At 67.0% G+C, this 10570-nt stretch carries 13 protein-coding genes; 4 read left to right on the top strand and 9 right to left on the bottom strand.

The window, feature by feature from the left end; genetic code table 11:
- The 3 genes from AB0395_RS37020 to AB0395_RS37010 form a co-directional block, all read right to left on the bottom strand.
- On the bottom strand, positions 1-203 hold a 203-nt coding region (locus AB0395_RS37020; protein WP_366289238.1), incomplete at its 3' end, for a hypothetical protein.
- The gene (locus tag AB0395_RS37015; RefSeq protein ID WP_366289235.1) at positions 200-553 is read right to left on the bottom strand and encodes a hypothetical protein; all 354 of its coding nucleotides are present in this window, start codon (positions 551-553) and stop codon (positions 200-202) included. The genes AB0395_RS37020 and AB0395_RS37015, both read right to left, overlap by 4 nt.
- Positions 550-1467: a hypothetical protein gene (locus tag AB0395_RS37010; protein WP_366289232.1), complete on the bottom strand. Its 918-nt coding sequence runs from the start codon at positions 1465-1467 to the stop codon at positions 550-552. The genes AB0395_RS37015 and AB0395_RS37010 overlap by 4 nt, the downstream gene beginning before the upstream one ends.
- A gap of 780 nt (positions 1468-2247) precedes the next feature.
- Here AB0395_RS37010 and AB0395_RS37005 point away from each other — a divergent pair.
- Positions 2248-3135 (top strand): transcriptional regulator, encoded by an 888-nt coding sequence (locus tag AB0395_RS37005; RefSeq protein WP_366289229.1) that lies wholly within the window; start codon positions 2248-2250, stop codon positions 3133-3135.
- Here AB0395_RS37005 and AB0395_RS37000 read toward each other — a convergent pair.
- The 5 genes from AB0395_RS37000 to AB0395_RS36980 all read right to left on the bottom strand — a co-directional run bounded on the left by AB0395_RS37000 (position 3116) and on the right by AB0395_RS36980 (position 7351).
- Complete coding sequence (locus AB0395_RS37000; RefSeq protein ID WP_366289226.1) at positions 3116-3778, bottom strand: HAD family hydrolase; 663 nt, start codon at positions 3776-3778, stop codon at positions 3116-3118. The two genes, AB0395_RS37005 and AB0395_RS37000, sit on opposite strands and share 20 nt — an antisense overlap.
- A gap of 222 nt (positions 3779-4000) precedes the next feature.
- Positions 4001-4582 (bottom strand): hypothetical protein, encoded by a 582-nt coding sequence (locus AB0395_RS36995; RefSeq protein WP_366289223.1) that lies wholly within the window; start codon positions 4580-4582, stop codon positions 4001-4003.
- A gap of 332 nt (positions 4583-4914) precedes the next feature.
- Positions 4915-5421: a cupin domain-containing protein gene (locus tag AB0395_RS36990; RefSeq protein ID WP_366289220.1), complete on the bottom strand. Its 507-nt coding sequence runs from the start codon at positions 5419-5421 to the stop codon at positions 4915-4917.
- Between the two features lie 437 nt (positions 5422-5858).
- Positions 5859-6761 carry a CU044_5270 family protein gene (locus AB0395_RS36985; protein ID WP_366289217.1) on the bottom strand — a complete coding sequence of 301 codons (903 nt, stop codon included), beginning with the start codon at positions 6759-6761 and terminating at the stop codon, positions 5859-5861.
- Between the two features lie 32 nt (positions 6762-6793).
- A complete protein-coding gene (locus tag AB0395_RS36980) occupies positions 6794-7351 on the bottom strand; it encodes an RNA polymerase sigma factor (protein WP_366289214.1) in 558 nt (185 codons plus the stop codon).
- A 254-nt stretch (positions 7352-7605) separates the two neighbouring features.
- On the opposite strand from AB0395_RS36980, the gene AB0395_RS36975 reads away from it, so the two are divergent.
- Positions 7606-7965, top strand: coding sequence for a GNAT family N-acetyltransferase (locus AB0395_RS36975; RefSeq protein WP_366289211.1), 360 nt, complete (start codon positions 7606-7608; stop codon positions 7963-7965).
- 41 nt (positions 7966-8006) lie between these two features.
- On the opposite strand, the gene AB0395_RS36970 is transcribed toward AB0395_RS36975, so the two are convergent.
- Positions 8007-9008: a hypothetical protein gene (locus AB0395_RS36970; RefSeq protein ID WP_366289208.1), complete on the bottom strand. Its 1002-nt coding sequence runs from the start codon at positions 9006-9008 to the stop codon at positions 8007-8009.
- 473 nt (positions 9009-9481) lie between these two features.
- On the opposite strand from AB0395_RS36970, the gene AB0395_RS36965 reads away from it, so the two are divergent.
- Together AB0395_RS36965 and AB0395_RS36960 are read left to right on the top strand one after the other, a co-directional pair.
- Positions 9482-10162 (top strand): hypothetical protein, encoded by a 681-nt coding sequence (locus tag AB0395_RS36965; RefSeq protein WP_366289206.1) that lies wholly within the window; start codon positions 9482-9484, stop codon positions 10160-10162.
- A gap of 149 nt (positions 10163-10311) precedes the next feature.
- The gene (locus AB0395_RS36960; RefSeq protein WP_366289203.1) at positions 10312-10473 is read left to right on the top strand and encodes a hypothetical protein; all 162 of its coding nucleotides are present in this window, start codon (positions 10312-10314) and stop codon (positions 10471-10473) included.
- Positions 10474-10570 lie beyond the last annotated feature (97 nt).

Below are 10570 nucleotides of genomic sequence, written 5' to 3'. Positions count from 1 at the left end.
CGGGTCAGCTCTTCGTCCAGGCGCTGGGCGGAGGGTGCTTTGATCAGGAAGTCGATGCCCGCCTCTCTTTCCCGCCGGTGGGGGATCTTCCGGCGGAAGGCGCTCCAGACGTGGACGCCGGTGCCGTTGTCGTGGGAGATGTTCCAGCCGGGGTGGGCCTGCCGCAGCCCGGCGAGTTGTTCCTTGTGCTCCGGTGTCGTCATGCGGCTCTCCGGCGGGAGCGGCGGGAGGGGTAGGGGTGCTGCAGCGCGACGGCAGACGCCGGGGCGGGAACGGGCTGGGCGTTCCTGGTCATTTCCGCCTCGTACATCCGGGCCTCCAGGCCCGTGGCCGTCTCGTCCTCGACCATCACGGGCCGGGGGTTCGGCCAGGCGGCCACGGCGTAGAAGCGGCGGTTGCCCAGGCTGTAGAGCACGGTCCAGTCCGGCCACTTCCGGTCCAGCCGTTCGGCCTCGGCACGGGCCGGGCCGTCCCACACCCGCCGATGAACGGCGGTGGGCGGCTGCCCGTCACGGTGCCGACCCGGCTCGCGGGACGCGATCAGCCCGATCATGACGTCACCTGCCCGCCCTGCTCGGCCGCTCTTTCCTGGTGTTCGACCTCGCGCTGGAGCGCCTCGAAGGTGTCGGCGTCCACGGTGCGAAACGGCGGTGTGTACAGCGAGCCTTTGGTCACCGCGTCGGGGAAGGGCTCGTTGCGGGTGGCCCACAGGCGCCCGGCGTCACTGCGCATCACCCGCCAGCCGGGGATCGTCTCGGCAAGGGTGGGGGACTTACCATTCTCCATGGATCGGACCTTCTTCCGATCAAGGACCCGTTCCGACGCCGCGAACGTCGGACGGGTCCGACTTATGTGGTGGGGGAGAAGTCTCTGGGGCGCGCCGTACAGGACGGGCGGCCGGGGCACCGGCGGGGTGGCTGCCACCTCACCGGGGCCGTGGCGGCCCGAACGAACACCGGACGTGGGACGTCGGCCATCGTCACGCCGGGTCGGCCTGGTTGCGGCGGGGCGTGTGCCGGGCCAGGCAGGGCGGCGGATCCGCCGGGGCAGCGGTGGCCGGACAGGCCGTACGGCGGGCGCTGCCGGGATGGCGGGCGGAGCCTGCTCGGGGACAACGGTCGGCTCTTCGGCAGGAGTCGGCGGCTGGCCCTGCGGGGTGGGCGGCTCGGGGCGGCGCTGCGCGGGAACCAGGGGGATGACCTCGCTGGGCGCCACGCCAACCGGCGGCTCAACGGCGGGCAGACACTGCGAGCCGAGACGACGCCGGACCTCCAGGCGCGCCTTCATCAGCGCGCCATCCGGCTGCACGTACTCGTGATCGGCGGACTGGCCGGGGCAGCCGTGCGCATAGGGCGCGTGCCCGCATAAGGCACAGCCCATGGGCATGGGGACGGTGTCGGCGAAGCAGCCGCAGCCGTCGCGGATCGCCGTGTTCCGGTCGAGGACCGGAACACTAGGGTTGGTCATGGGTCAGGACCTACTTCCTGATCAAGGGCCTGCCTCGACGGCTGCAACGTCGGGCAGGTCCGCTTTACGAGGTTGGGGAGACCAGAAGCGCACTCCGCCAGCTAGGCGAGGGCCCAGGGCGTTGAGATGCGTCAGGCATCCATGCCGCTCTGCCTGATCTTCTGTGCCGAGTGCACAGAACACGTGCGGGGTCACTCATGGGCAGATCCGTCCGCGAATGGATGCCTGGATTCGTTGTTGTAATGCTGTGGTGATCAGGCGGACTTTGGAAGGCCATCTATAGGACTTCGATAGGACTTAAAGAGGACGTTTCTTGGCTTACAAGAGGTGTTCTGTCCTTTGGTCGGCCTTTTCTGTACCCTGAAGTCCTTCGATGGTTCAAGCTTGGAGGCCGCCGTGCCGCGAGAGTCTGGCAACGTCCATCTCAAGGCAGCCCGTCAGCACGCTGGATACGCTTCACAGCAGGCTCTGGTTGATGCCCTCGCTCGCAGCGGAACCGAACTCGGCGTGGGCGACACTGAGGTGAGCCTTCGGCAGGTGCGGCGGTGGGAGAGTGCCAATCCGCCGTGGCCGCACGCCATCCACCAGCGTCTACTTGAGCACACGCTCGGGCTGCCGATCGAGCAGCTCGGGTTCACCCCACCCTGGGGCGCACAGCCCGATCGTCAGGCCGCACCGGTGCGGCCTGGGGCGGCAGTCCCGCCTGTCGCGCTACCGCTGCCGCTGCCAACTCCGATGACCACGACGCAACCCGCATCGATCGCAGTGGATTACGCGTCTGTGACCAGGGCGCACAGGCGGCTGTACTGGCGTGTCCAGCCGCCCCTGATCCGTGCCGCAGCGGCGGAGCACACCCGATTTGGGACCCAGCTTCTGAGTGAGATGGGCGGCGCGCCCCGCCGTACCCTTGCGGCGGCCCTGGCCGAGTCCCTCCTGCTGGTGGGCCGCATCGAGTTCTTCGACCTGCGGCAGCCAGCTGAGGCCGACGCCAAGTTCGTTGAGGCCCTGCAAGCGGCTGGGACCGCTGACGACCAGCTGCTCGGCGCTGCCATCCTGGGACACGCCGCGTTCGTGCCCGGCTGGGCGGGAGACAGGGACAGCGCAGCCGAGCGACTCCGTGCCGCTCGTGCTTACACACGCCGCGCGGACGCCGTGCCTGCCCTGTTCACTGCGTGGCTGTACGCGGTCGAGGCCGAGTGCGAGACACGATGCGATAAGCCCCGGGAGGCGTTGCGCGTCATCGGCCGGGCAGAGGATGTTCTGGCCGAGAGTGGCGAGATGCCGCTGCCGGAGTGGTTCGACTGGTTCTCGCCAGTCCGGCTGGCCTCCTTCAAGGGCAACACTCAGCTCAAGGCCGGCCACCTACCCCAGGCCAGGCAGACGCTCCTCCAGGTGCTGGAGGAGTTGCCCGACGAGGCCAGGAAACAGCGCACCGTCGTACTCGGCGACCTGGCCGCAGTCGAAGCCGCCGAAGGAAACCCGGAAGCCGCGTGCGCTCGAGCCAGCGAGGCCCTCGATCAGCTGTCCGTCACCTGGTACGCGACGGGTATGGAACGGATCCGGGAGGTACGGCGAGCCCTGGAGAAGTGGGCCGACCTCGACTGTGTCCTTCAGCTCGACGATCACCTGTATGAGTGGCGCACGACTCTCATCGCGCTCCAGCGTTGAAGGCGCGCACCCTGTCCGGCAGCTCGGCCAGGGAATCGATGCGCAGAGAGGGCACCCGCTCGGCGTCCGGATCAGCCTGCTGGATCACTCCCCACGGGCCGCGCCGGATGAGGGCGGTGTGCATCCCTGCCGCCGAAGCTGGAAGGACGTCGTTGTCGAGGCGGTCGCCCACGTAGAGAATCTCCTCGGGCTCGAAAGGCACGGCCTCGGCGACGCGCTTGAAGAATTCGGGGTCGGGCTTGGACGCGCCCCAGTCGTCGGAAGTCCCGATCAGATCGACGTCCGCTGAGAAGAGCTCACGAAGGATGCGCCCGGCTCGGATGGTCTGGTTACCCGCGATGCCGAGCCACAGGCCGTCCGCGCGAAGGGCGGCGAGCGCTGGCCGGACGTCGTCGTACAGGTCCTCTTCGCCGAAGGTCTCCGGCTGCCCGGCGGCGGCGCGAGCCTCGCGCTGCTCGTAGAGGTCGAAGCCGGGCCGGAACACCTGGAACGTCTCCCGGTAGTCGAGCCCACGCGCGATCACCGCGCCGAAGACGGCGCTGAAGGTGTGCCGGGGAACGCCGAGCCAGTCCGCCCAGGTGCCGTACTCGCGAGTCTCGTCCACAAGGCACTCACCGACATCGAAGACAACTGCTCGAATCATGCCCGCAGCCTACGATGGCCCTGGCCGAGTCGACGTTTGCCCTTTCCGGTCGAGGGCGGACAACGAGTCCGCGGCCGGGGCCTGGACGTGTTCCGATCGCACAACTCGTTCGGCACCGGCCCCTACGGACGCAGAACAGGAACCGGCTCCGATTCCGCGTCGGAAGGGGCACTACCACCAATTGATCGTCTCGCATGTCAGAACACGAGACCGTATCTGGTTCTACATGGAGATCGGCAGTACTGAATGAGGGCTGCCTATGAGCTTCTCACCCAGGCGAACGCCGCTTTCTACCTCGATCACGGCCAGGCATGCCGCGAGGATGTCCACCTCCGCCTCTGCCTCCTCACTGTCATAGGCGCTTACGAGCAGTTCGGTGTAGGCACTCAGCGGACCTAAGTGATCTGTCCAGTGGGTGAAGGGTATGTAGCCCGGCTCGGGATGCTCAAGGTATCCTTCGGCTTCTCCATAGCGGACGTACATGGTGCTGTTGCCCTCGATGTCGAAGGCCAGGTACCAGTGCCGGAATCCGTCGCCGGCGAGCCGGTTGGTCACCTCTTGGCGGTCGGGGCTCGGGTTGGTCCAGTCCAGGGTGACGATGCCGGTGGCGGCTTGATAGAGCGAAATGCCCTCGCTGCTGTGTGGCTCGCCGGGATCTCGCACTGCGGCGGGGGTGAATCCGAGACGTAGCAATGCGTCTTCAGTCGTGAGAGTGCCTGACTCGGGAACCGTCACTGTGTACGCGAAGAAATCGGCGAGGCGATCAAGCATGTCGTCATAACGGGTGATGATCTCATCGAACAAGAGCTGATCAACCCTTCTGGACAGGATGAGTTCCCTCTTCTTCTGCGTCTATTTCCAGGACACGGCGGCTGCCGACCTCGGAGAGGTTACACCCAATGTCGTTAGCGCTCGGCGGTTCACCGCCGGTCTTTATGATCATCCAGCAGGCCGAAGTCCACGTTACCCGCCGATGGATCTCGCCAAGTCTTCAGTAATGGTCGACTACTCCATGAATGTTCATAACGTGTCCGATCGGAAGGGTACGGGCATTCCCACACCCTCTTTTCTATCGGCAGCCTAGGGGCCGGGAGGTCATGTGGTCTCCCGGCCCTTTCTTTCGATATGTCGATATGTCAATGCGTCGGCGGATCATCCATCAGCGTGTCGAGCGCATCGGGCGGTAGCTTGGCGACGAGTTCGTCGGTGAACTCCCCGTCGAGAAGAACGAACAGGATCCGGCAAGGTGCGTCCGAGCGGTTCTCCCACCGGTGGTCGGTGCCCCGCTGGATGAAGATGTCACCCGGCCGCAGCGTGCGCTCAGAGCCGGAAAGCACGAGTACGGCCTCGCCGTCGAGAACGACTCCGTAGTCGACGGTCCGGGTGCGGTGCATCGGCGAGATCGCGCCGGGCGGCGTCACGACCACCCGGACGACCGTGCCGTGCGGCCCGGGGGGAACGCTCAGCGGCCGGTCACCGGGTTCCGGTTCGTCGGGCGCGATCGGCGCCGGAGTGGCGTCGGTCGCCCAGATCTCCTGGAAGACGACGCCATCCGGCAAGGTGTGGGAGACAGGCGGCGGCCCGTCGGTCAGAAAGACCGAGTCACCGTCGAGGTTGTGGCCGGTGACGACACGGCGTGGCATGGGGGTGTCCATGGCGTCACACCGGCGGGGCGACGAAGCGCGAGGCGGGGTCGTTAAAAGCCTGTTCGGCGACGATCTCGTTCATCGGGTCGGCGGTTCCCCACTGGTCCTGGTTCATCGGATCGGTGACCTCGAATCGGGAGGGATGCGGAGGTGTGGTGCGGGGAGGCCTGCGGGCCACGGGCGACGGCGAAACCGTGATGCCAGTGATTGCTGCGCAGGAAACACATCATCTTTCCCATCCTGGGATGGAAGGCCGGGTCGGACAACCGGAATCCCGGATGCTTCTCACGGAAGGCGCGCAGCCGTTCCTGCCGGTCATCGTGAGACTGCTCCCGAGGGGATCCGGCCGGAACACGAGCCCTTGGCCGGTCCTTCCAGCCGCCGGGTACGGCGGGCGGCCCATGGCCTGACGACCGCCCGCCGCAGCCCGGAGGTCACTTCTCTCCGGGCTTGTCCACCACCTTCTTCTCCAGCTGGGCCGACAGGACGAGCACGGTGTTCGCCGGGACGTCGACCCGGCCGACGTCGTCGTACTCGAACGTCCTGTCCTTCATCGTGAACCCGTAGGTGCCCAGGTAGCGGAAGTCGGTGGGGTCGAGGATGAGGTCGTAGTGCGCCCAGTCGCCGCTGTAGCCGAAGGCGACCCCCTGCCGCCCTGCGGCGTCCCTCACATCCTGCTTGACCGTGACACCGGGGATGGACGGGAGCGCGCGAAACAGTGCCGCGCGCACCTCAGGGACCAGTGCCTGCTCCTCCATCAGCTGGAGAACGGCCCGGAAGAGCTTCTCCTCGGGAGAAGGTATCGGCCCATCGCTCAGGATGACCTTCTCCTTGACGAGAGGCGCGCGGACCTTCTCGAGCACCCCTTCCGGCGTGATCGGCTTCGCCGCCAGATCCGCACTCGAGATTCCGGGATAGGTGCCCTGGATCAGCAGTTTGCCGTTCTCCTGTCGCCAGGCCATCTTCTTGCCGTCAACGCTGGTCCACTGTTCCCGACTGGCCCGCTGGGTGAGGTCAACAGCCATGCTGGTGCCTCCCACGGGCTTGGCCTGCAGTTCCTTGATGTACAGCCACTGCCCGGCACGGGCCGGTGGTGTGGGGTCGTTCTCGGCGGCTCTGGCGGCCCGCTCACTCAACTCCTGCACGCTGGCCACCGGTGTCATGGCCGGCTCCCCCTGCCGGGTGACGATCACTCCGGTGCCGATGGTCACCACCAGCGCACCGGCGAGTGCCAGCCGCCAGACCATCCGCGGCCTCGCCCGCTTGGGCTCGGGCGTGGGCTCGCGCATCGCCGCCAGCAGCCTGGCGCGCGCCGCGTCCTCGGCCTTCTGTGTCATCGCCGGAGTGTTCCGGCGAAACTCCTTGAGCATCATTCCTCCTCCAGTACGGCACGTGCCTTCTTGCGCGCGCGATGCAGCCGGGATCGGACGGTTCCCAGCGGGATGCCCAGCGCTCGTGCGACTTCCTCGTAGCTCAGGTCCTCCCAGGCCACCAGCAGCAGCACCTCACGGTCGCCGTGGGACAGTGCCGCCAGCGCCCCCGCCAGCTCGCGCTCCCTGCCCTGCGCGGTGACCCGCCGCACGACGGTGTCCGCCATCGACTCGGGCAGCGGGTCCACTCCGGTACGGCTCAGCGCGCGCAACAGGCGTTCCTCCTGCCGTTTGTGCCTGGCCACGAGCGTGCCTGCGATGCCGTACAGCCAGGGCCTGGCCAGCGGGAACGCGTGGTCATAGGTGTTCCTGCGGCGGAAGGCCGCCAGGAACGTCTCCGCGACGATGTCGTCGGCGGCCTGGGTGCCGAGCCGTCGCGCGACGTACAGGTGGATCTGCCGGGCGTAGCGGTCGAAGAGCGCGGCGAACTGCCCGGGATCGTCAGCCGATCGCCGTATCAGCTCCGCGTCGTCGAGTTCGGCCGTCTCAACGGTCAACGGCCCTCCTTCATGGGAAATGGGTTGGTCAACAAGCTGTCTCCCGAACCCGCTTCCGGGGTTCTCGGGGAGACCTCCGAACCGCTGGCTGTTTTTTCACGAGGGGGTCCGATGCCAGACTGCGGATCATGAGTGGTGGACAGGCCCCCATCGTGATCCGGCCCTACTGAGCCGAGGACCGCGATGCCGTCGTCACGCTGGCCCCGCGTCTGACCGAGGGAGTCGCGCTCTGGCGAGATGCCGATGCCGTCGCCGTGCGCGGCTGGGTCACCGATTCCCTGGACCAGGGCGACGACGGTCACGCGGTGTTCGTGGCGGTTCGCGATGGCCGTGTCACAGGCTTTGTCACCGTGACCACCCGTCGGCACTTCACCGGCCACGTCGACGCCTGCATCGGTGAGCTCGTCGTCTCCGCCGAGGTGGAACGCATGGGTGTTGGACGCGCTCTGGTGGATGCCGCCGAGTCCTGGGCGCGCGACTGTGGTCTGCGGCGCATCACGTTGGAGACGGGCGCGGCCAATGCCCGCGCCAGGAGCTTCTACCAGGCGCTGGGGTACGTAGAGGAGGAGGTACGGCTGAGCAAGCCGGTATCGATCATGACTTCATCGCCGTGAGTGAGCCACGACAAAGGGGATCAGGAATTCGCAGTCAGCTCTCATGAAGTCGCAGACGAAAATCCTGAAATATCAAATGGATGAGGAATCTCAGGTACGTCGAAGCCGAGTGACCGCAGACTGTCCACAACCTGTGGAACAGTCATATTGGTCAGAGCCGCCCCTGTCACCACGTTCCAGATCGGCACCGCGGCCTCCTCCAACCACCAGCCACGCTTGCTCGAACGCCGGACATGCAGCGTGTCCGGGGGTGGAAGAACAGCGAGTTCGCGGCTGATGAGAATCAGATCGTTGACGTCAACGGGTCTGCCCGGCAGGGGAGGAACCGCGAACCCGAGTGTCTCCAGACGTTCGGCCGTCTCCTCCAGCGTCCGCCCCGATCGCTGGGCCGCCGTGACCAGATGTCCCAGGGGAACCGTCCGGCTCTCCAGCCAGGGCCACTCACCGGTGAGGTCACGGCTGGTGAGCACGCGGTCGCCGGGTTCCGGGGACCCCACGGCGAAGAGGGCCGGCGACACCAGGAATCCGAGCTGCGCGAGACGCCGTGCGACCTGATCGATCGAGCGGTCCAGCTTCATGGCCACGGCCACGACATGGCCAACGGGCACAGGCACCAAAAGATCATCCGCATCCCACTGAGGGAGGAAAGGTGGATTTCCTGTCAGCTCGCGGGTGACCATCAGACGGTCACCCGGCTGGGTGTCTCCCGCCTGCGAAAGCTCTTCGGAGACCCTGAACCCGAGCGTCGACAGCCGCCTGGCCACCTCCCCCACAGAACGGTTCGTCTCACCGGCGACCTTGATCACGTGATGGGAGTCCACCCGCCATTCCATGGGCAGCCAGGACGACGAACCGGCGAACTCCACGCTTACGATGGCCAGATCATCCCGTTCGGCCTCTCCTGTCGCGTCCGGCACCCGAAACCCGAGATCGCTCAGACGGCGGGCGATCTGGTCAACGCCCTGTCCCAGCCGTTCGGCGGCGCCCATCCCGGTCAACCCGGCAGGCACGAGAAATCCCAGCGCCGCCAACCGGCCGGCCACCTGCCCGATGGGACGGCCCGGTTGCGCGGCGGCCGCCACCAGGTGGCCGGCGCCGACGAGGACCGGTACGCCCCTCTCGTCACGCTCGCGAAGCCGGGGCCCGTCGCCGTTTTCCGGCGACCGCGACGGCGAGTATCAACAGGCACCGACCAAACGACGGTTTTCTCACATCACGGGCCCGCTGTCCGATCCGCCGGGAAGGGCAGACGGTGCCCCAGCCTGGCCAAGCGGTGAATTCAGGTCAAAGACCTGTGATCGTGTGAGACGGTGGTGCCGCACACCATTTCCACTGGAAATGACCCCATGGCGAGGGGACACGACACACCCCTCGAAGAACCTTCAAGACATCGGTATCGATACGGGGGAGAAGGATGAGGGAAGCCGGTGACTGAACCACCGTCGAAGATCGGTCTCACCTCCACCACCCGCTTCGATCTGGACCTGTTCCCGCCCATCGATCCGCTGGCCGATCGATGATCGACGACCCGTTCGGCATGATGGCGCACACCGGCTTCGACAGCGCGGACAGCCCCGAGATCGGCGACGGCGCCCGGGGCACCGTGATCGCCTTCGCCACCATCGTCACCTTCTTCTTCCTCGCCTTCAGCGTCTACACCTGGGTGGACTCCGGTGACCTCGCGGGCAGCCTCGCCTTCGGCGGGACCTCCCTGTTCTGCGGCGGCTTCACCATCGTCGCCGCCTTCTTCACCCTCCCCGGTCCCGCCTCCGACCGCCCCCCGCTCGCGCGGAAACCCCGCTCCTTCGCGCCGCGCGCCGACGGCCGTGCCCGGCAGCGGCGGCCCGAGAACCGGCGCGCCGCCGTCGAGGCGTCCCCTCACCTCGCCCGCGACGGCCTGGGCCACGACACCGCGCGGATGCGCCTGTACGCCCTCGGCGCGCTGCCGCTGAGGGCCGTACGCTGGGTTCTGGCCTCCAACCACCGCACCTGGTGGCCGCTCGGTTCCCTCCTGGCCCTCGCCGCGGTGAACATCCACCAGTCGCAGGGGTGGGGCTCGGCGTTCTACACCCTGCCGTCCATCGTCAGCTTCTGCGTCGGGGTGGAGTGGCTCCGCCACCGATGGGGCATCGAGGTGAAATCCAGGCGTTCCGCCCGCGACACCGGCGAGGACCAGACCGGCCCAACCGCAGAGTGAGATCACTGTCTCGGCGGCTTTGGCCTGTTCCGACCCGCGCGTCCCTCCTGGGCGGTCCGGAGATATGGCGACACCTGGGTCTGGGCTAAATCTGACATTCATGTTCTAATGCCGAGAGCAGCACATATGGTTTAGGCAGGTGACCGCAAATGTTCACCGACGAGCGACAGGCCATCAAAGTCACCCTGCGGGACGGATCTCGTCTGTTCTTCACCATCCCTCGGAAGCTGAGAGGGAAGGCCAAGGCCGAGGCGATCGAAGCAGCGGTGGAGCTGGCCGAGAAACTGGCGAGGACTCCGCATTCCGTCTGAGGACATGCGGAGCCTGCCGCGAATTACACGACCCGAATTCAAGCGAGGTCAACCCGTCCCCAGATCACCAGGGCATGGGCGGTGCAGGACGGTCGGG

It is taken from the genome of Streptosporangium sp. NPDC051023 (genome assembly GCF_040689595.1).
Taxonomy (GTDB): Bacteria; Actinomycetota; Actinomycetes; order Streptosporangiales; family Streptosporangiaceae; genus Streptosporangium.
The sequence above is the reverse complement of the archived record's forward strand: the minus strand, read 5'-3'. Positions and strand labels throughout refer to the sequence as shown.